Genomic DNA, 19,425 nt, shown 5'->3' with positions numbered 1-19,425 from the left:
GCGCTATCGGGACGCTCTTTTCGTGGCGAACCAGATGACGTGCCGTGGCCCCTTGCCGTTGCTGCGGGCGCGCACGGCAACCTCTTCGACCGTCAGGCCAGCGCGGGAAAGGCGGCGGGTGAAGCTCGCATCGGGAGCGGCGGACCAGATCGCCAATATGCCGCCGGGCCTGAGCGCGGCGATCGCAGCCGCGATCCCCTGCGCCGAATAGAGACGGTCGTTCGCCTGGCGCACTAAGCCGTCCGGCCCATTGTCGACGTCGAGCAGGATGGCGTCGTACAGCCCCCGCGCCGTGCCGATCAGATCGGCCACATCAGCCTGGACCAGCCGCACGCGCGGATCGTCCAGGCAACCCGCGGCCAGTTCCGCCATCGGCCCGCGCGCCCACTGGATGATCTCCGGCACCAGTTCCGCCACGGTGACGGTTGCCGTGCCGTCGAGCGCCGCCAGCGCCGCGCGCAACGTGAAGCCCATGCCATAGCCGCCGATCAGCAGATGCGGGCGCGCCCGGCCGCGCAGCCGTTCGCAGCTCAGATTGGCGAGCGCCTCTTCCGACCCGCTCATCCGGCTGCTCATCAGTTCGTTGCGGTCGAGCACGATCATGAAATCCCCGCCTCGGCGATAGAGGGTCAGTTCCTCCCCGCCGGGAACCTGCGCCGTTCCGATGAATTCGCGTGCCTGCATACCAACTACTCCCGGCGGGTCCGCCGCCAGCGGGGGCTTTACGGCAATGCGGCGCGGCGTCAAAGGAGCGAGATGCGATATTTCCTCGATACAGAATTCAACGGCTTCGGCGGCGACCTCATCAGCCTGGCGCTCGTCCCCGAAATTGGAGACCAGGATTTCTACGTCTCGCTTCCCCTGCCGGCCGAAATCCATCCCTGGGTGGAGAAGAATGTGATTCCCTATCTGCGCTTCGTGCCGCCGGGCGTCGACCATCAGTTGAACCGGGTGGAGGCCGCCCAGCATCTGGAAGCCTATCTGGCGCATGACCGCGATCCGCTTATCATCGCCGACTGGCCCGATGACCTCGCCCATTTCTGCGCCCTGCTCGTGACCGGCCCGGCCGAGATGATCAGGCTGGACGGGCTGCGCCTTGAACTCATCAACGGCGCGGGGTTCAGCGCCGCGTCCAACAGCCGGATGCCGCACAACGCCCTCCATGATGCGCACGCGCTCAAGGACTTCTACCTGAACTGGGCCGTCTGAACGGCGCGCTGGCGCGGTTCCTTTCTTTGACAGCGGGTGCAGGACGGCGCATGGGCGGGGCATGCACCTCGCCCGTTTCGACATTGACCTGTTCCTGCGCCACCATTGGCAGAAGCGCCCGCTGCTGATCCGCAACCCGTGGAGCGCGTGGCGCAACCCGCTGGAGCCGGACGAGCTGGCCGGCCTCGCCTGCGAGGAGGGCGTCGAATCGCGCCTCATCACCCGGCAGGCGGATAGGCTCGCCATGGAAAGCGGCCCGCTGCCGGAGGATCGTTTCACCGAACTCGGCGACGCCTGGACACTTCTGGTGCAGGCGGTCGACCATCATGTGCCCGATGTCGCGGCGTTGATCCAACCCTTCCGCTTCATACCCGACTGGCGCATCGACGATGTGATGGTCAGCTATGCTACCGACGGGGGCGGCGTCGGGCCGCATTTCGACCAATATGACGTGTTCCTGGTGCAGGGCCTGGGCAAGAGGCGCTGGCGCGTCGGCCCGCGATGCGATTCCGCAACGCCGCTGCTGCCGCATGACGACCTGCGCCTGATCCCCGATTTCGAGGCGACGGGGGACTATGTCCTCGAACCCGGAGACATTCTCTATGTCCCGCCCTGCTTCACGCATGACGGCGTGGCGGTGGGCGGGGACTGCATGACCTATTCCATCGGCTTCCGCGCGCCGTCCCGCGCCGAACTAATCGAAAACTGGTGCCGGCATCAGGCCGACGACATGGTGGACGAGGATCGCTATGCCGATCCCGACCTCATCATCCAGCCCAATGCCGGTGAGATCGCGGCGTCGGCCCTCGACCGGATGCATGCCATGGTGCTGGAGGCGCTGTCCGACCGCCGCGCCTTCGCCCGCTGGTTCGGCCTTTACAACAGCCTGCCCAAGTCGGCGGACATGGATTGGCGGCCGGATGAGCCGGCGGACGAAGCGACGGTGCGCGCCCTTCTGGCTCAGGGCGTGCCGCTCAGCCGCAATCCCGCCAGCCGCTTTTCCTTCATCCGCCAGGGAGAGCCGGAACTGCTGCTGTTCGTGGACGGCCATGGCTTCGATTGCGACGGCGACACGGCGCGACTGGCCGAGGGGCTGTGCATGGAACCGGCCATGGTCGTGGATGCGGAACTCGCGGCCTCCGCCGCCGTGGTCACGCTGGTTGCGGCGTTGATCGACCAGGGCAGCCTGGCGTTCGATGCGGACTGATCCGTCATGGCGCTGATCCTGTTCAACAAGCCTTATGGCGTGCTCTGCCAGTTCAGCGATGAACGGACGGGCCCGCCCCGTCCGACGCTGGCCGCCTATATCGACCGCCCCGGCTTCTATCCGGCGGGCCGGCTCGACCTCGACAGCGAGGGATTGTTGCTGCTGACCGACGACGGCCGCCTGCAGGCGCGGATAGCCGACCCGCGTTTCAAGATGCCCAAGACCTATCTCGTGCAGGTGGAGGGGGACCCGGACGGGGCGACGCTGGCGGCGCTGCGGCGTGGCGTGCGCCTGAAGGACGGCCTGACCCTGCCCGCGCAGGTCGAACGCATCGACGCGCCCCCCCTCTGGCCCCGCGATCCCCCGGTCCGGTTTCGCAAGAGCGTGCCGGATTGCTGGCTGAGCCTGACGATCCGCGAAGGACGCAACCGACAGGTCAGGCGCATGACGGCTGCCCTGGGGCACCCGACTTTGCGGCTGGTGCGGTGGCGGATCGGGGACTGGACGCTCAACGGCATCGCGCAGGGACAATGGCGCGAAGCGGCGGCAGAACAGGGCAGGGTCCGACCAGGCGCGCAGTAGAGTGTCCCGCCCATCCGATATAACCGGATCGCCGCGCCAGAGCATATTCCAAGCAGGAGCAATCCTCTGCCGACCCGGAAAAGGCGGTGAAAACACAGATCCAGAGCGGCCGAACCGACGGGTCGAAATCTGGTCTAGTTCAAGCTAAAGGGTATGCGCAACGTCGTGCGAATATCGCTGGCATCGTCGGTTGCGCCCACTTCGACCGTCCAGTTGATCATAGCTGGTCTCCAGACCCGTTGGTCCATTATTCGCTCAACGGCCCCTCCTGGAGCCTGTCCGACGAGCTGTTCTTCTATGCGCTTTTCCCATGGCTTTTGAAATGGCGCGAGCCGGTGCTGCGCGCGGTCTTCATCGCCGGCATGGTCCTGATCGTGGCGGGAAGCTGTTTTACAGCCCTTACGGTCGCGGGTTATTCGCCATGGGTGGACTGGATCTTCTATGTGTTCCCGCTTACCCGGCTGTTCGAATTCATCGCGGGCATCCTGCTGTGCCGGGCCTAGCGATCGGGCATCGGACGACGATGGGCGACGAGCGCAACGGAAGCGCTTGCGGCCATTTCGCTGCCGGCGACCATGGTCGCCGTGGAATGGTTCGCAGTTCCCCTCGCTTTTCGCTACCAGCTCATCTTCCTGCCGCCGATGGCTGTCCTGATATTGATATTCGCCCATGGTCAGGGCGCATTATCGCATCTGCTCCGCCAGCCTGGGCTGCAATCGCTGGGAGCGGCCTCCTTCGCTCTCTATCTCGTTCACCGGCCGATGATCACATTCATGGAAAGGTGGTCAGGCGCCGGGGCCGCAAGCGATATTGCCTTGGCGATCACCATGCTGCCGATGGCCATGCTTGCGTCCATCCCTGGCTTCGCCCTGCTGGACCGGCCGGTGCAGCATTGGCTCCGCCGTCGCGAGACATTCACGGTAAAGCGCAAGGCATTCGCCATTCGGCAATGAACAGGCTGCTGCGAGCATCGATGCCCCGCGGCTTGGCCAAGCGGTAAATCGTTCCTCATGGAATCGGGCCTCATCGATCTTTTTCCCATCGACTTAGGGAGACGTCGGACGAATAGTCGCAGGAACTGCAACGCAACCTCGATAGCGAGAGGAACAAGCTTGTCGTCGAGCCCTTCTACAGGCACGAGAAGATCGATGCTCCATCAAGAGCCCCTTCGACCTCCGCGCCGTGGGCGGCCCAGACCCGTTCATCCGGTGATTTAATTCGGATTGACGACTGAAGACTTCCCCCGCGTTTTGGCAGCGGGGCCGACACGCCTCGCTGCCACGCCATAAATGGTCGGACCATGCCCGAATAATATTTCTCATATAATATCATTGCTGAAAACAGGATGGAGGTGCAACAGCATCTTCGTCGACCTGTTCGGACATGGTTCATAGCCTGACATGCTTCGTGGCAAACCCATCGAAAATTCGCGACACGCCGCAACAACTCAGCGCCCGCAGGTTCAACATCGGTCAAGGCGCGGAGCCGTTCCGCCATGGCCGCGGCGGCCATTGTCCGCGACGCCCAAGGCGCAGCTTGATCTGGGTGATTCCTTTTGCGGTTGCCGGAAGCAAACAGGGCCCGCATAGCGGTTGCATGGACGAGAAGACGACGAATCTGATCATGGCTATTCTCAGTCGGGCGCCGCAATGGATCAGGCACGACCTGCTGTCCAAGGATGCGGGCGTCAAGCAGCGGGCGGAGGAGACGCTGGCCGCCATGATCGCCAACGCCCTCGCCACAGGAACCGACGACTCGACGGCGAGTTAGGGAGGAAGTCCGTTCCAACAAGGCTCCAGCAATGACATGCCGCTCTTTCCCCGGCGCCCTCATGCCGATGGCCGCCATAGTGGCGGCCGCCGCGACCCTCGCGCCGGCAGGCGCACAACGCCCGGACGCCGACATGGAGGTCCAGTGCGCCGCCGGACGGCGCTTTTCCGTCCGCGCCGATGCCGACCGCGCCACGGTCGTCTGGAAGGACGGGCAGCTCACGCTCAAACGCGGGGCAATATCGCTGGGCCGATATTATCGAAGTCCCCGGGCGGCCCTCATCATCGACGGCGACTATGTGTCGTTCGTGCCCAGGGGCGACCGGAACTGGCGCGACTGCCGCCTCATGCCCAGGACCGATGTCATTGAGAAGGATTGATGCCCGATCACGCACGCCGATTTGACGATCATGGAACGGGATCGACTTTCCGACATTGGATCGATTGCCGGCAAATACAGGCATAGAAGACCATTTACTGGAAATCCGACATTTACAATCTGCGTCGATTTGCGCAAATAGCGCTAACATCCTCCTGAAACGGGTTCGCTCACATGGCCGACGAAGACAAGAACGACATCACTGCCCTTACCGTCCAGTTGCTCAGCGCTTATGTCTCGCGAAACAGCGTTCCGAGCGAAAGCTTGGCCGATCTGATCAAGACCACCCGCACGGCGCTGACGGAAAATGCCACGGCGACCATTGCCGAGCCCGCTGCCGAAACCTTCACGCCTGCGGTTTCGGTGCGCAAGAGCCTCGCCTCGCCCGATCATATCCTCAGCCTGATCGACGGCAGGCCGTACAAGACCTTGAAGCGCCATCTGGCCGCCCATGGCCTGACGCCGGAACAATATCGGGAACGCTACAAGCTGCCCAGCACCTATCCGCTGGTGGCGCAAAGCTATTCGCAGGCGCGTCGCGCCGTCGCGGAAAAGGCCGGCCTGGGCCGTAAGCCGGTCGTCGCTACGAAGGCCGCAGCCCCTGCGAAGGCAGCGGCCACTCCGGCAAGCCCGGCCGCCGCGCCCAAATCATCGGAAAAGGCTGCTCCCGCCGCCGGGTCCGATGCGCCGGCGAAGGCCGCGGCGCCTGCTAAGGCCGCAGCGCCAAAGACGAACAAGGCGAAGGATGGGCCCGCCCCCGTCATATCGAACCGCGGCAATCGCGCCGCGGCGCCGGCCTCCGCCAGTAAGGACAGGAAGGAGCCGCGCCAGCGCCTTTCGATCGCCGCCGCCAAGGGCGACAAGGCGGACGGCAAGGCTGCCGCCGCTTCCAAGGCGCCTGCGCAGGAAAAGGCCCCGGTAAAGAAGGCCGCTCCTGCGAAGGCCAATGGAACCGCCAAGCCCAAGTCGCTGAAGGCGGCATTGGAAGCAGCCAGTTCGCATCTGGGCGGCGAGGAAAAAACGCCCGAAGCCGCAACCGCCAAATCCTGATCATGGACGGGAAGCGAGCGATCACGATCTCGCTTCCCATCCGGCCATCCGGGCGGTCGTAGCAACGGAACGGCGGTAAGCCCGCTCAGGTCCGAGTGAAGCGCCAGCGATCGGGCTCGCTCTCCCCGGCATCGAAGCGATAGCCGTCGCTGTCGAAGCCGCGCATCGCATCGACGTCGGTTATGCGATGCTCGCACATCCATCGGGCCATCATGCCCCGGGCGCGCTTGGCATTGAAACTGACGAAGCGCGGTCCGTCGGGACCGGGCTCGCGAAAATCGACGTCGATGATGCGGATGCCCGCCAGCTTGCCTTCCACCGCCGCGAAATATTCCTGGCTGGCGAGGTTGAGGACCACGCCCGACCCCTCCTCCGCGATCTGCCCGCGGAGCAGTTCAGCGATGCGATCGCCCCACCAGTCGGTCAGCTTCTTGTGGCGCGGCGCCCAGCGCGTCCCCATCTCCAGCCGGTAGGGCCGGATCGCGTCCAGCGGCCGCAACAGGCCATAAAGGCCCGACAGCATCCGGACATGGTCCTGCGCGAAGGCGACCGCCGCTTCGTCCAGCGTACTGGCTTCGAAACCTGTATAGACATCGCCGGCAAAGGCGAACAGAGCCTGCCGTTCGGGCAAGTCGGCAAAATCGCGGAAGCGGTCCGCGTTGAGCTTCGCCAGGCGCGGCGAGATATGCATCAACTCCGACAACCGCTTCTGCGAAAGGTTGGCGGCCGATCTGGCCAGGCCGCGCGCCTCTTCGGCGAAATGCGGGGTGGTGACGGGCAGGGGCGGCAGCGCGCGTTCGAAATCAAGCGTCTTGGCGGGGGATAGCAGTGCGATCATGCCAGCCTCCGTAGCGAGCGGCCGCCCATGCGTCAAAATGCCGTTGCACAGCATATTGCCGACGGCGTTCCATGACGCCGGATCGGCATTGCCGCGACCCTTGTCCACAATGGGGCTTGCCCCTATTGCCTGTCCGCTCCTAGGCTTGGGAAATGCGTTCGGGCGGAAGGGGTTGGGACAGTTGCGATCCTGCTTCTTCCATGGTCCGCCGCGCCATCCGGGCCAACCGCTGTTATGGAAAAATGCCTGATCCATGCTGAAGGTCGATCACGCCGCCATTATCGGAGGAGGGTTCAGCGGCACGCTGCTCGCCATCAACCTGCTTCGTCATGGTGCGTTGCGCGTGACGATGGTGGAGCGCCATGAAGAACGGATGGGCCGGGGCCTCGCCTATGGAGCGGCGCATGCCGGCCATGTTCTCAACGTGCGCGCCGCCAATATGAGCGCCCTGCCCGACAGCCCCGATCATTTCACCGACTGGCTGAAGCAGCAGGGACTGGGCCAGGAAGGCAGCTTCGCCACCCGGCGCGACTATGGCGCCTATCTCAGCGCCATGCTGGACGAGATGCGGGGGCAGGCCGCGGACAGGCTGACCATATTGAACGGCGATGCCGTCGACCTGCAGCTGCGCGACGACGGCATATGCGTCGTCCTGCGTTCCGGGGGCGGGATCGAAGCCGACATCGTGGCGCTGGCGCCCGGCAATCTGCCGCCGCACGACCTGCCCGCCTTTGCCGGATTGCGCGACAGGGACGGCCCCGAGAACGCCGTCTATGTGAACGATCCCTGGGCGGCGACCATCGCGGCGGGCTTGCAGGACAGCGATCGGGTGCTGCTGCTCGGCAGCGGGCTGACGGCGGTGGATTGCGCGCTCAGCCTGGACCGCGCCGGATTCCGGGGGCGGATCGTCGCCCTATCCCGCCGTGGGCTGGCGCCGCAAAGCCATGCGCCGGCGCCCCCTTATGCGCCGCGCAGCGACCGGCCGAAGGGCGCCGCTTCCGCGCTGGTCCGGACGCTGCGCAGACGCAGCGCGGAAATCGGCTGGCGCAATGCCGTGGATGAGCTTCGCCGCTTCACCCAGGATATGTGGCGGGCCGCCAGCGCGGAGGAGCGCAGCCGCTTCCTGCGCCACCTGCGCCCCTATTGGGACGTGCACCGCCACCGCATCGCACCGCAGGTGGCGGAGCGGCTGGCGGCGATGCAGGCGGAAGGACGGCTGGAAATCCGCGCCGCGAAAGTCGTGCAGGCCGTTCCGGAGGGCGGCACGATCCATGTGCATCTGCGTCGTCGTGGCCGGGAAGAGGGCGAGACCGTCGCCTTCGCCAGGGTCGTCAATTGCACTGGCCCGCTGGGCGACCTGCGGCGCACCGACGATCCGTTGCTGCGTCGCCTGGCATCGCGCGGCGACATCCGTCCCGATCCGTTGGCGATCGGCATCGATGTCGACCGCCAATGCCATGCCATAGCCCGCGACGGATCGGCCCAGCCCCGCCTTTTCGTCGTCGGCCCGATGACCCGCGGCGCCCATTGGGAAATCGTCGCCGTTCCCGACATCCGCCGCCAGGTTTGGGAACTGGCCCGGGAGATCACGGGCGCCCATTGGGTCGAGGCCGAGGGTTTGTAGTAAAGCCCGATCCCCGTCTTGCGGGATCGGCCACCACTTCATGATATGGTCCTGATGAAGTCGCCTATCCGGCGATGATGCGCCAGTGATTCCAGCTTGTTTAACACTTGTCCGGGTCGCAAGGGAAATGACCGGCCTTTATCCGTCAGCCGCCCGATCATGATATTCCCTTTATAATCCAATCCGGTTCAGGTGGAAAAAATGCCATGAATCGAGCCGCACCTGTATCTCATTGGCACAAAACCGATCCTTGCTGCCCGTGATCGTTACGGATGAGACATGACGGAAAAGCCCGCTGGAATGTATTTGCCGACATATACCGTTCAGAAACAGTCTATTAGCGAAACGATCGGCATATCTTTCTTGATCCATATCAGCTTTCAGTTTTTTGTCGCATCCCACTGTCATTCTATTAAGAAAGATATAGTAAATTAGCTATAAGCAACAAACTACTTACCGTTCACGCATATGGGGGGCCAATGCGCCGCGATGCTCGCAAACTGCTGGAGAAGCTGAACCGCAAGGACTTCGCCTATCGCGAATTTGAGGACCGGTTCTCGGAAACGGAATTATGGCCCATTTTCGCGGCCGTGCTGGGCGACCAGAAGGTGGTGGGCGATGACGCCGCACGGCTGCCCGTCCGGCAGGTCCAGCAGGACGAACGGCCCGCCCCCGCCACCAGGACATCGCAGCCCCCGGCCGCGCCGAATCAGATCTTCGCCCAATATGGCGCGCCCCAGCGGCGGGCGGCGCCGACGAACAATGTCGACCTCAAGGAATTCTTCAACCGCTTCTCGGAGCTGGATTGATGGCCGTCATCCTGCTTCAATCGCCCAAGGGGGGCACCGGCACGACTTTCCTGGCGGCCCAGCTCGCCCTGCACCTTGCCGGCAAGGGCTATGAGGTCAACGCGCTCGACTGCACCTTCCAGGATTCGCTGAAGATGCATTTCGGCTTCATGCCGGCGCAGGCCGTGCCGGAATGGGGCGCGGGCGGCGGCGAACCGCTGGTGGCCTTCGGGGTCAGCGTCATGCAGGGCCATGGCCAGAGCCGCTCCGCCGCCTTCGCGGCCCGGGTGGACCGGGAGTTCGAGCGGATGTTCGATCCCGGCCATATCTGGATCGTCGATGTCGCATCGGAGGACCGGCACCTGCTGGAACTGCTGATGCCCCGCTGCGTGCTGCATATCTGTCCCCTACTGCCCACTGCCGCCTCTCTCGCCACGCTCAACCGCCTGAGCGAGACGGCCCCGGCGATGAAGCTGGACCGCACCGTCTTCGTCCTCAACCAGCTGGACGACCGGCAGAAGCTGTCGCGCCACAGCCACAGCTTCGTCCGCGACCTGTTCGGGGACCAGTTGCTGGCCACCATCCGCCGCGACGAGGCCGTCAACGAAGCGCTCGCGCGGTTCGAACTCATCAGCAAATATGCGCCGCCGAGCGCCGCGTTGCAGGACCTGCGCCTGTTCGCCGACGCCGTGGAAGAGCGCATCGGACTGAAACCCGCCCCGGGAGAGGCGAACATCGAGGTTACAGGAGACGCCTGATGTCCCTCCCTTCCCAACTCGCCCCGCAGGCCCTTCTCAGGCTTGCGGCGGGGCTCTTCGTGGCTGCCGTCGTCATCGTCGTGGTGACGGTGCCGCTCGACCTGGAATCGCAGTGGATATTCGCGCTGACCACCATGGCGGGCGTGATCCTGTTCAACCGTTCGCCCGGCAAACGGTCGACCATCGCCATCGGCATATTGTCGCTGCTGGTGTCCACCCGCTATCTGTTCTGGCGCACGACGCACACGCTGGACTTCGACAGCCTGCCCGCGGCCCTGCTGGGCACCGGCCTTTATCTGGCGGAACTCTACGCCTGGGTCATCCTGGTCCTGGGCCTGTTGCAGACGAGCTGGCCGCTGGACCGCCCGGTCGTGGAGATCGAGGGCGAGCCCGATCAATGGCCGGTCATCGACGTCTATATCCCCACCTATAATGAGAGCCTGGCGATCGTCCAGAACACGGTTTTCGCGGCGATGGACATGGATTATCCGCGCGACCGCTTCCACGTCTATATCCTGGACGACGGCCGCCGCCCCGAATTCCGGGCCTTCGCGCGGCAGGCCGGCTGCGGCTACCTGACGCGGGCCGACAATCTGCACGCCAAGGCGGGCAATCTGAACGCCGCGATGAAGAAGACCGACGGGGAACTGATCGCGATCTTCGACTGCGACCACGTCCCCACCCGCGCCTTCCTGCAGATGACGGTCGGCTGGTTCCAGAAGGACGCGCGGCTGGCGCTGATGCAGACGCCGCACCATTTCTATTCGCCTGATCCGGTGCAGCGGAACCTGGGCAATGTGAAGGAACTGCCGGGCGAAGGCGACCTGTTCTACGGCGCGGTGCAGAAGGGCAACGACCTGTGGAACGCGACCTTCTTCTGCGGGTCGTGCGCGGTCATCCGCCGATCCGCGCTGGAGCAGACCAACGGCTTTGCCGGCGAGACGGTGACGGAGGACGCGCATACCGCGCTGAAACTGCAGCGCATGGGCTGGAACACCGCCTATATCGGCATCCGCCTGTCGGCGGGCCTCGCGACCGAGCGGCTGGTGCTGCATGTCGGCCAGCGCATCCGCTGGGCGCGCGGCATGACGCAGATCATGCGGATCGACAATCCGCTGTTCGGGCCGGGCCTGAACTGGCACCAGCGGCTTTGCTACCTGAACGCGATGCTGCATTTCCAGTTTCCGCTGCCGCGCATCGTGTTCCTGACGTCGCCGCTCGCCTATCTGATCGGCGGACAGAACATCATCCATGCGTCGGCCGCGCTGATCTTCGCCTATGCGCTGCCGCACCTGTTCATCTCCACCATGTCGAGCGAGCGCATCCAGGGCGGCGACCGGCGGCCCTTCTGGGGCGAGATCTACGAAACGCTGCTCGCCTTCCATCTGGTGAAGCCGACGCTGTTCACGCTGCTGAACCCGCGCAAGGGCAAGTTCAACGTGACCGACAAGGGCGGCCTGCTGGACCAGACCTATTTCGACGGCACCACGGTGCGGCCGCATGTCATCACCGCGCTGCTGCTGGTGTTCGGCGTGATCTTCGGCTTCGTGAAGCTGAACTTCCCCCTCCTGTTCGACGCCCAGTGGGACACGGTGCTGCTGAACACCGCATGGGCGAGCTTCAGCCTGCTGATCCTGATCGCGGCGATTTCGGTCGCACGGGAACAGCGGCAGGTGCGCGAGAATATCCGCATCACCGCGCAAATGCCCGTGACGCTCTATTTCGACGACGGCTATGTCGTCGACGGGACGACCGTGGACATTTCATTGGGCGGGCTGGCGGCGGAGCTGCCGGACGGTTTCGCGCTCCAGGGGCGCAAGGTCACGGACATCTCGCTGCCGATGGGCGACGAGACGCTGACCATTCCGGTCGACACGGTTCGCCTGGATAACGGCCGGGCCAAGCTGCGCTTCCAGCCGCTCGACATGGTGCATGCCCGTCATCTGGTGCGCGCCGTCATGGGCCGCGCCGATGCGTGGCAATCGGACAAGCCGCTGGCGCCGGTCGCCGGCCTCAAATCCATCAGGGATATTTTCAGCGTGGGCATCGACACGATCATCGACATATGGCGCCTGCCGCGCCGCCGGAAGAAGGCGATGCGCGCCATGGCCGCCGCCGCGGCCGCCGGGGCGCTCGCCACCACTTCCGCCAATGCGGTTCCCGCCGTGCCGGCAAGCACCCCCGCCGCGGCCACGCCGGTCCCGGCGGCGGGCGGCAAGCCGCAGCGGCTGCTGCTCAAGGACCTGCAGGTCAAGAACCCCATCCGCCTCGCCGGAACGCGCGGCGAATATGGCATTCCCTTCGGCCTGCGCAGCAACCAGGTCGTGACCGGCGCCTCTCTGACCCTGGCCTTCAACTTCTCGCCCTCGCTGCTGGGCGACCTCAGCCAGATCGTCGTCCTGCTGAACGGAGAAGTGGTCAACGCCCTGCCGCTTCGGCCTTCGGATGGCACGACGCAGACGGTGACCGTGCCGATCAACCCGGCGCTGTTCCTGCCGGGCGACAATTCGCTCAACCTGCGCTTCATCGGCCATTACACCCGCGACTGCGAAGACCCCTTCCACAGCTCGCTCTGGGCCAATGTCAGCAATACGCGGTCGGTGCTGAACATCACCACCCAGTCGCTGCCGTTGAAGCCCGACCTCGCGCGCCTGCCCGCGCCCTTTTTCGACCGCAACGACAATGTGGCGCTGAAACTGCCCTTCGTCTTCGCGGGCAAGCCCACCAATGGCGAGCTGGAGGCGGCGGCCAGCACCGCATCCTGGTTCGGCGGCATGGCCAGCTATCGCGGCTATTCCTTCAAGCCCAGCTTTGGCCAGATCCCCGCCGGCAACGCCGTGCTGTTCGTGACGCCGGGCCGCCGCATTCCCGGCATCAACCTTCCCGGAGGGCCCGCCGCCACCATCATCACCAATCCGGTGGACAGCGAGGGCCAGTTGCTGGTCGTCAGCGGCAGCGACGAGAAGCAGTTGAAGCAGGCGGCCGCGGCGCTCGCCATCGGACGGGGCATGCTGGGCGGGGCGAGCGCGTCGCTGGACGGCGTGCGCCTGCCCTCCTTCCCCCGCTATTCCGCGCCGCGCTGGCTGCGGACCGACCGGCCGGTGCGCCTGGGCGAGATCGTGCCGCGCTATGCCCTGCAGGGCATCGGCCTGCCGCCCGGCCCGCTCAGCGCCGGTTTCCATGTCGCGCCCGACCTGTTCTTCTGGCCGCGGCAGGGGGCCAAGCTCGACCTGCGCTACCGCTATCCGTCCGCCCCCTGGCTGGACAAGTCCCGCTCGCGCCTCGACCTGTCGATGAACGGCCAATATCTGACCACCCTGCCGCTGACCGGCGAACATTGGTGGGACAAATGGTTCGGCGGCGGACGGCCCACGGCCTATACGTCGCGCGCCGACGTCGTGCTGCCGCGCTACGACCTGTTCGGCCAGAACTCGCTGGTGTTCGACTATAATCTGCTGGTCCAGTCCAAGCAGCGCTGCGAGGGGATGTTGCCCGACAATGTGCGCGTCAGCATCTTGCCGGAAAGCTCGATCGACCTCAGCCACGCCTATCATGCCCTGCACATGCCCAATCTGGCGAGCTTCGCGGGCGGGGGCTATCCCTTCACCGTGCGGCCCGACATGGCGGAGACGGTCGTCCTGCTGCCCGGCGATCCGACGGCCGCCGTGGTCGAGGCCTTCCTGAACGTCATGGGCCGTTTCGGGGACGCGACCGGCGCACCCGCGATCCGGGCCAGCGTCACCCGGTCGGTCGATGCCGCGCGCATGACGGGCAAGGACATATTGGTCATCGGCCCGGTCCAGATCGCCCAGTCGGAATCGCTCTTTTCCGGCGCGCCCGTCTTTTACCAGGACGGCCGGCTGCGCGTCACCGAACGCACGCCGGTGGAGCGGGCCTTCGACCTCTTCTCCCCCTATGAGCGCAGCGACAGCGGCACGGTCGACGGCTTCTTCTCCGGGTCCGACAGCTTCAGCGGCATCGTCGGCTTCCAGTCGCCCTTCGACACCGACCGCAGCGTCGTCGCGCTGCTGGCCAGCGATCCCGAAGCGCTGCCGGCGCTGGTCAACGGCCTCAACGACACCAGGATCAACGCGCAGGTGCAGGGCGATCTTTCGGTGGTGGACGGCGAAGGCATGGCGAGCTTTGCGGTGGGCGACGGCTATTGGGTCGGATCGCTGCCGGTCTGGATGAAGATCGCCTATTGGATGAGCCAGCGGCCGTTCCTGATCGCCCTGGGTGGCCTGCTGGTCGCCTTCCTCATCTCCGCACCGGTCTATCTGCTGTTCAAGCGGCAGGAAACCAAGCGCCTCGAAGCGGTGAAATGATCATGAAGAAGACGATCTCCATCCTCGGCCTGCCGCTGCTGGCCATCGCGACGATGCCCCTGGCGCAGGCGGAGGTGCAGGGTGTCGCCCCGCTGCTCAAGCAGGCGCGCTACTGGCAGTCCAAGGGACGCGGCGACCTGGCGCGACAGGCCTATAACCGGGTGCTGGCCATCGATCCCGCCAATGCCGAAGCGCGGCGCGGCCTTGCCGGCAATGCGCCCCAGCCCAAGGCCGCGGCGAGGCCGCAGCCTGCGCAAGCCCCGCGCTCTGCCCCTCCCGCCCAGACCGCGGCGCCCGCCCCGGCGCGCACCGCGCCCGCGCGCCCCACCCGTACCGACCGGGGCGGCGACGCCCGTGCCGCCGGCTTCCGCGCGCTGGAGGCCGGACAGCTCGACACCGCGGCCGCCCGCTTCCGCACGGCGCTATCCGCCAATCCCAACGACGCCGACGCGCTGGGCGGCATGGGGATCGTGCGGCTGCGCAAGTCCGAATTCGCGCAGGCCCGCGACCTGCTGACCCGCGCCTCGCGCATGGGGGGCGCGGGCAAATGGGCCGAGGCATTGCAGTCGGCGCGCTTCTATGCCGATTTGGACTCCGCCCGGACGGCGCTCGACAAGGGCGACCTCGCGCAGGCGGAGCGGCTCGCCACCGCGCTCAGCCAGTCGGACTTTCGCGACAAGGGGCCTGCGGTATCGGTGCTGGCCAGCGTCTATGAACGGCAGGGCCGCTATAATGAGGCGGCCGAACTCTACCGCCAGTTGGGCAAGGCCGGCGCTGGAGCCGCCACGGCCCAGGCCAGCGCCACCCGCAACGAGGCGCGCGCCGCCCTGGACGCAGGGGACAGCGCCCGCGCCGAACAGTTGCTGCGCGCCGCCATGGGCAATGCGCCCGACGATCCCTGGGTCGCCTACGACCTTGCCGGGTTGCTTCAGCAGCAGGGCCGCGTGGCGGAGCAGGACGCGCTGGTCCGCCAGCTTTCCTATTCCGACAAGCCCGAACCGCTTTACGCCGCCGCGCTGATCCTGGACCGCGCGGGACGCACCGGCGATGCGCAGGCCGTCGCCGCGCGCATTCCGGAAGGGCAGCGCACGGCGGAGATGCGCAACTTCATCGCCGGCCTCGGCATATCCGCCACCATTGCCCAGGCGAAGGCCGCTGGGGCGCGGGGCGCGCAGGGCCAGGGGCTCGCCATGTTGCGCCAGGCGTCGGAGATGCGCGGCCTGTCCGCCGACCGCATGGGCGCGCTGGCGCAGGGCATGCTGGAACTGGGCGATGCGCGCGGCGCGGGCCAGCTGGCGGCGCAGGCGCTGGACGCCCCCGCCAATGACGCCGGCGCCTATGACGCGGCGGTGCGGGTGCTGGCGCAGACCGGACAGGACGGCATCGCCATGAGCGCCGTGCAGAAGGCGTCGGCGCTGGCCGGCCCCTCGCTTCAGGGCCAGCGCAGCCTTGGCAATCTGAAGGCGACGCTGGCGGCCGCGCAGGCGGACCGGATGCGGCAGGCGGGGCAGTTCGCCCCGGCCTTCGACATGTTGCAGGCGGCATGGAACGATGCGCCGGGCAATGAGGAAATCCTTTCCGCCCTGGCGCGGCTGTACCAATCGGGCGGCCTCAACGCGCAGGCGGCGCAGACCTTCCGCATGCTGCTGGCGCAGAAGCCGGCGGATCGCGACGCGATGGTGGGCCTGATCGACACGGCCAGCGCATCGGGCGACATGGAAACGGCGCGCGCCGTCACCCAGCAGGCGATCCAGATGCATCCGGCCGATTACCGGGTCTATATGGCGGCCGCCCGCATGGCCCGCACGCGCGGCAATGACGGGGACGCGGCGCGTTACCTCAAGACCGCCCGGGCGCTCTACATGCGCGAAACCGGCATGGCGCCCGGCGCCGTCATGGCGAACGGCAATCCTTTCGCGGCGGCGCCCCAATCTGCCAACCCCTTCCGCGCCATGGCCGCGCCGCAGCCGGTCAATCCGTTCGCGCTCGGCAGCAATCCCGCGGCCCTGTCGGCACCCTATGCGCCGCCCATGGGCTTTGCCCCTCAGCCGCCCGTGGGGTCAGGCTTTGGCGCGCCCGCCCCGGCTGCCATGCCCGCCTACCCGCCCGCGCCGGGCTATGCTGCCCCCGCCGGCTTTCCCGGAATGGCGGCCCCGGCGCCTTCCTACGGCAACCCGGTCTATGCCGATCAGGCCTATGCCGATCGGAACAGCGGCGTAACGAACGTCCCCGCCGATCCGGTGCTGGCGGAGATCGATCAGCAATTGCAGCAATCGGCCGACGAAAGCGGCCCGCGCGTCGACGTCGACACAGGCTATCGGTCGCGCTCGGGCGAAACGGGCCTCAGCAAATTGCGCGAAATGACTGGCAGCGCTTCCCTCTCCGCCCCCGTCGCGGGGGGCCGGGCCGGCGTCAAGGCAACGGCGGTCGTGCTGGATTCGGGCCGCCCGACCGGGTCGGGCCTCGCCCGCTTCGGCACCAACGCCACGCCCGAGGCGCAGGGTATCGTGGACGAGCAGCCGTCGCAGCTCACCAGCGCCGAAACGCAGCATCAGTCAGGCGTCGCCGTCACCGCCAGCTATGTCAGCAAGCTGCTGACGCTGGAAGCGGGCGTCACGCCGCTGGGTTTCCCCAAGGAGCATGTCACCGGCAGGATCGAGGTGACGCCCCGCCTGTCGACCAATGCCACCGCCCGCATCTGGGCCGACCGCAAGCCCGTGACCGACAGCATCATCGCCTATGCGGGCACGGACGACCCACGCACCGGCGCCTTCTGGGGCGCTGTGATGAAGAGCGGCGGCGGCCTGTCCCTGTCCTATGACCGCAACGGCAATGGCGTCTATGCCGACGGCTCCTTCTATCATTATGACGGCACGGCGGTGCGCGACAATGACAGCGTGGAGATCAATGCCGGCGGCTATTTGCGGGCGTGGCAGAATGCGCGCTCGGGCGTTTCCGTGGGCTTCAACGTCAATTACCAGAATTACGACAACAACCAGAATTACTTCACCTACGGCCATGGCGGCTATTTCAGCCCGCAGAGCTTCCTCAGCGTCAATTTCCCGATCCGCTACTGGACGAATGACGGCCCCATGAGCATCCAGGCAAGCGTCGCGCCCGGCTATCAGAGCTACGATCAGCAGGGAGAGCCCGTCTATCCGACGGAGCCGGGCGCGCAGGGCGTGCTGGATTTCCTCAAGAGCCAGAACAGCGACGTCCGTTCCCGTTATGACAGCATCAGCAAGACCGGCTTCGGCCTGTCGGCGGCCGGCGCGATTTCCTATCGGGTCAGCCCGAACACGCGGCTGGGCGGGGAACTGAATATCAACACTTTCGGTGAATATAAGGAGTTCAAGACACTGATCGGGCTCAAGCAGAATATCGGAGGCAATTGATGTTGTTCGTGAAGGATTTCCCGATGGCGGGCAATCAGGACATCGCCATGCTCGCATCCGGCGGGGAGGCCGCCCAGCGCTTCGTCAGCCTGATCCTCGGCGAAATCGCCTCCGCCGCCACGGCGGAACAGATGCAGGGCTTTTTCCGCGCGGTCGGCGCGCGGCTTGCCAAAAGCCATCCGATCGTCAATGCCAAGGATATGGACAGGCTGACCCAGCACGGCAACATGGTCTGGGACAGGCTGCATTGGGGCAGCGTCCGATTCGAACTGGACGATGAAGGAATCGACATCTTCCATGACGGCCTGCCCGAAAGGCTGGAGGGCGATGCCGACGGCATATGGGCCGGAGTCGCCCCCTTCATCCTGGAGGGAGCCTATGACGCATGGTTCCGGCAGATGGGCAGCGGCGAACGGCTCAGCACCCGGATTTCACGCAGCCAGGGCGGGCATATCGAACTGCGTCATGGGATTTGAACGGCGGACGGTCTTGACCGCCCTCGCCTTTGCCCTGACGACCGGCTGCGCCCGCGCCAAGTCCTCCGCCAAATCCATGGACGGCCTGATGCTCGATCCCGCGCTCTGGCAAGGCTACAAGGCCCGCTTCCTGGCGCCAGAAGGCCGGATCGTCGACAATGGCAATGGCGGCGTCAGCCATAGCGAGGGTCAGGGCTATGGCATGGCGCTGGCGCAGGCGGCGGGCGACAGTGCGGCCTTCGACGTCATGGCGCGCTGGACCGCCCAGACGCTGTTGCGCAAGGACATGGCGCTGCATAGCTGGCGCTACACGCCCGGCCGCGCCGATCCGGTGGCCGATCCCAACAACGCGACCGACGGCGACCTGCTGATCGCCTGGGCGCTGCTGATGGCGGGTCGCCGCTGGGGCAAGGCGGATTATCTGCAGCAGTCGGCAGCGGTCCGGGGCGCGGTCGCGCAGAAGCTGATCGTGCAGCGCCACGGCTTCACCCTGCTGCTGCCCGGCCTTGTCGGCTTCGCCAAGGCAGATCGGGTGATCGTCAACCCCTCTTATTATGTCTGGCCGGCGATCGACGCCTTCGCCCGGCTGGAACCGCGCATCTGGGGTCCGTTGGCGGCCGATGGGCTGAAGATCCTGAAGGCCGCGCGCTTCGGCCCCTCCGGCCTTCCCGCCGACTGGGTCGACATCAAGGGCAAGGGCGTGGTCGAACCGGCGGAGGGACGCGATCCGGTCTTCGGCTTCGAAGGCATCCGCGTGCCGCTCTACTGCCTGATGAGCGGGCGACGCACCGCCTGCGACTCGATCGCGCGCTACTGGCTCGCCCTCGTGCGCGCGGGCAGGCCGCTGCCCGCCTGGGTGAATGTGGTCACGGGCGAAACCGCGCCCTATGCGCTCTCCGCCGGCGCCACCGCCATCGCCGGACGCCTGCTGAACCGCAATCTGCCGGCCGCCGCCGCCGATCAGGACTATTATGCCGCGACGCTGGGACTGATGAACCAGATGCGGATTTGAGCGGTTTTCCGGG

At 66.2% G+C, this 19,425-nt stretch carries 17 protein-coding genes; 15 read left to right on the top strand and 2 right to left on the bottom strand.

The window, feature by feature from the left end:
* Window positions 1–3 precede the first annotated feature (3 nt).
* The gene (locus TZ53_RS08780; protein WP_025550010.1) at window positions 4–684 is read right to left on the bottom strand and encodes a spermidine synthase; all 681 of its coding nucleotides are present in this window, start codon (window positions 682–684) and stop codon (window positions 4–6) included.
* A 72-nt stretch (window positions 685–756) separates the two neighbouring features.
* Here TZ53_RS08780 and TZ53_RS08775 point away from each other — a divergent pair, with 72 nt between their 5' ends.
* The 8 genes from TZ53_RS08775 to TZ53_RS08745 all read left to right on the top strand — a co-directional run bounded on the left by TZ53_RS08775 (window position 757) and on the right by TZ53_RS08745 (window position 6,196).
* On the top strand, window positions 757–1,209 hold the full coding sequence (locus tag TZ53_RS08775; protein WP_007686433.1) for a hypothetical protein: 453 nt from the start codon (window positions 757–759) through the stop codon (window positions 1,207–1,209).
* A 61-nt stretch (window positions 1,210–1,270) separates the two neighbouring features.
* Complete coding sequence (locus TZ53_RS08770) at window positions 1,271–2,416, top strand: cupin domain-containing protein (RefSeq protein WP_025550009.1); 1,146 nt, start codon at window positions 1,271–1,273, stop codon at window positions 2,414–2,416.
* Between the two features lie 6 nt (window positions 2,417–2,422).
* Complete coding sequence (locus TZ53_RS08765) at window positions 2,423–2,998, top strand: pseudouridine synthase (protein WP_025550008.1); 576 nt, start codon at window positions 2,423–2,425, stop codon at window positions 2,996–2,998.
* A gap of 86 nt (window positions 2,999–3,084) precedes the next feature.
* Window positions 3,085–3,501, top strand: coding sequence for an acyltransferase family protein (locus TZ53_RS26050; RefSeq protein ID WP_084694358.1), 417 nt, complete (start codon window positions 3,085–3,087; stop codon window positions 3,499–3,501).
* 72 nt (window positions 3,502–3,573) lie between these two features.
* Complete coding sequence (locus TZ53_RS08755; RefSeq protein WP_044661060.1) at window positions 3,574–3,951, top strand: hypothetical protein; 378 nt, start codon at window positions 3,574–3,576, stop codon at window positions 3,949–3,951.
* Window positions 3,952–4,381: 430 nt separating this feature from the next.
* A complete protein-coding gene (locus TZ53_RS25650) occupies window positions 4,382–4,768 on the top strand; it encodes a hypothetical protein (protein WP_172668290.1) in 387 nt (128 codons plus the stop codon).
* A gap of 67 nt (window positions 4,769–4,835) precedes the next feature.
* On the top strand, window positions 4,836–5,147 hold the full coding sequence (locus TZ53_RS08750) for a hypothetical protein (RefSeq protein WP_238320152.1): 312 nt from the start codon (window positions 4,836–4,838) through the stop codon (window positions 5,145–5,147).
* A gap of 173 nt (window positions 5,148–5,320) precedes the next feature.
* Window positions 5,321–6,196: a MucR family transcriptional regulator gene (locus tag TZ53_RS08745; protein WP_044661059.1), complete on the top strand. Its 876-nt coding sequence runs from the start codon at window positions 5,321–5,323 to the stop codon at window positions 6,194–6,196.
* Window positions 6,197–6,281: 85 nt separating this feature from the next.
* Here TZ53_RS08745 and yaaA read toward each other — a convergent pair whose 3' ends face one another.
* Window positions 6,282–7,034 carry a peroxide stress protein YaaA gene (gene yaaA / locus TZ53_RS08740; protein ID WP_025550004.1) on the bottom strand — a complete coding sequence of 251 codons (753 nt, stop codon included), beginning with the start codon at window positions 7,032–7,034 and terminating at the stop codon, window positions 6,282–6,284.
* 253 nt (window positions 7,035–7,287) lie between these two features.
* Between yaaA and TZ53_RS08735 the strand changes: the two genes are divergently transcribed.
* The 7 genes from TZ53_RS08735 (at window position 7,288) to TZ53_RS08705 (ending at window position 19,412) form a co-directional block, all read left to right on the top strand.
* Window positions 7,288–8,658, top strand: a complete 1,371-nt coding sequence (locus tag TZ53_RS08735) for an FAD/NAD(P)-binding protein (RefSeq protein ID WP_025550003.1) — start codon at window positions 7,288–7,290, stop codon at window positions 8,656–8,658.
* A gap of 479 nt (window positions 8,659–9,137) precedes the next feature.
* Window positions 9,138–9,467: a hypothetical protein gene (locus TZ53_RS08730; RefSeq protein ID WP_025550002.1), complete on the top strand. Its 330-nt coding sequence runs from the start codon at window positions 9,138–9,140 to the stop codon at window positions 9,465–9,467.
* The gene (locus TZ53_RS08725; RefSeq protein WP_025550001.1) at window positions 9,467–10,204 is read left to right on the top strand and encodes a cellulose synthase operon protein YhjQ/BcsQ; all 738 of its coding nucleotides are present in this window, start codon (window positions 9,467–9,469) and stop codon (window positions 10,202–10,204) included. The genes TZ53_RS08730 and TZ53_RS08725 overlap by 1 nt, the downstream gene beginning before the upstream one ends.
* Window positions 10,204–14,529, top strand: a complete 4,326-nt coding sequence (gene bcsA / locus TZ53_RS08720) for a UDP-forming cellulose synthase catalytic subunit (RefSeq protein ID WP_044661058.1) — start codon at window positions 10,204–10,206, stop codon at window positions 14,527–14,529. Before TZ53_RS08725 ends, bcsA begins: the two co-directional genes overlap by 1 nt.
* Before the next feature lie 2 nt (window positions 14,530–14,531).
* The gene (locus tag TZ53_RS08715; protein WP_052628173.1) at window positions 14,532–17,924 is read left to right on the top strand and encodes a cellulose biosynthesis protein BcsC; all 3,393 of its coding nucleotides are present in this window, start codon (window positions 14,532–14,534) and stop codon (window positions 17,922–17,924) included.
* Entirely contained in the window at window positions 17,924–18,400 is a 477-nt protein-coding gene (gene bcsD, locus TZ53_RS08710; RefSeq protein ID WP_025549999.1) for a cellulose biosynthesis protein BcsD, read from the top strand. Before TZ53_RS08715 ends, bcsD begins: the two co-directional genes overlap by 1 nt.
* Complete coding sequence (locus TZ53_RS08705; RefSeq protein WP_044661056.1) at window positions 18,390–19,412, top strand: glycosyl hydrolase family 8; 1,023 nt, start codon at window positions 18,390–18,392, stop codon at window positions 19,410–19,412. The genes bcsD and TZ53_RS08705 overlap by 11 nt, the downstream gene beginning before the upstream one ends.
* The last annotated feature ends 13 nt before the right edge of the window (window positions 19,413–19,425 follow it).

Origin of the sequence: Sphingobium sp. YBL2, assembly GCF_000943805.1 — a bacterium.
Lineage (GTDB): Bacteria > Pseudomonadota > Alphaproteobacteria > Sphingomonadales > Sphingomonadaceae > Sphingobium > Sphingobium fuliginis.
The sequence above is the reverse complement of the archived record's forward strand: the minus strand, read 5'-3'. Positions and strand labels throughout refer to the sequence as shown.

Bases quoted from the DNA above. Each gene is read 5' to 3' on its own strand.
- TZ53_RS08780 (WP_025550010.1), bottom strand. From the start codon at position 684: ATGCAGGCACGCGAATTCATCGGAACGGCGCAGGTTCCCGGCGGGGAG.
- TZ53_RS08775 (WP_007686433.1), top strand. From the start codon at position 757: ATGCGATATTTCCTCGATACAGAATTCAACGGCTTCGGCGGCGACCTC.
- TZ53_RS08770 (WP_025550009.1), top strand. From the start codon at position 1,271: ATGCACCTCGCCCGTTTCGACATTGACCTGTTCCTGCGCCACCATTGG.
- TZ53_RS08765 (WP_025550008.1), top strand. From the start codon at position 2,423: ATGGCGCTGATCCTGTTCAACAAGCCTTATGGCGTGCTCTGCCAGTTC.
- TZ53_RS08755 (WP_044661060.1), top strand. From the start codon at position 3,574: ATGGTCGCCGTGGAATGGTTCGCAGTTCCCCTCGCTTTTCGCTACCAG.
- TZ53_RS25650 (WP_172668290.1), top strand. From the start codon at position 4,382: ATGGTTCATAGCCTGACATGCTTCGTGGCAAACCCATCGAAAATTCGC.
- TZ53_RS08750 (WP_238320152.1), top strand. From the start codon at position 4,836: ATGGCCGCCATAGTGGCGGCCGCCGCGACCCTCGCGCCGGCAGGCGCA.
- TZ53_RS08745 (WP_044661059.1), top strand. From the start codon at position 5,321: ATGGCCGACGAAGACAAGAACGACATCACTGCCCTTACCGTCCAGTTG.
- yaaA (WP_025550004.1), bottom strand. From the start codon at position 7,034: ATGATCGCACTGCTATCCCCCGCCAAGACGCTTGATTTCGAACGCGCG.
- TZ53_RS08735 (WP_025550003.1), top strand. From the start codon at position 7,288: ATGCTGAAGGTCGATCACGCCGCCATTATCGGAGGAGGGTTCAGCGGC.
- TZ53_RS08730 (WP_025550002.1), top strand. From the start codon at position 9,138: ATGCGCCGCGATGCTCGCAAACTGCTGGAGAAGCTGAACCGCAAGGAC.
- TZ53_RS08725 (WP_025550001.1), top strand. From the start codon at position 9,467: ATGGCCGTCATCCTGCTTCAATCGCCCAAGGGGGGCACCGGCACGACT.
- bcsA (WP_044661058.1), top strand. From the start codon at position 10,204: ATGTCCCTCCCTTCCCAACTCGCCCCGCAGGCCCTTCTCAGGCTTGCG.
- TZ53_RS08715 (WP_052628173.1), top strand. From the start codon at position 14,532: ATGAAGAAGACGATCTCCATCCTCGGCCTGCCGCTGCTGGCCATCGCG.
- bcsD (WP_025549999.1), top strand. From the start codon at position 17,924: ATGTTGTTCGTGAAGGATTTCCCGATGGCGGGCAATCAGGACATCGCC.
- TZ53_RS08705 (WP_044661056.1), top strand. From the start codon at position 18,390: ATGGGATTTGAACGGCGGACGGTCTTGACCGCCCTCGCCTTTGCCCTG.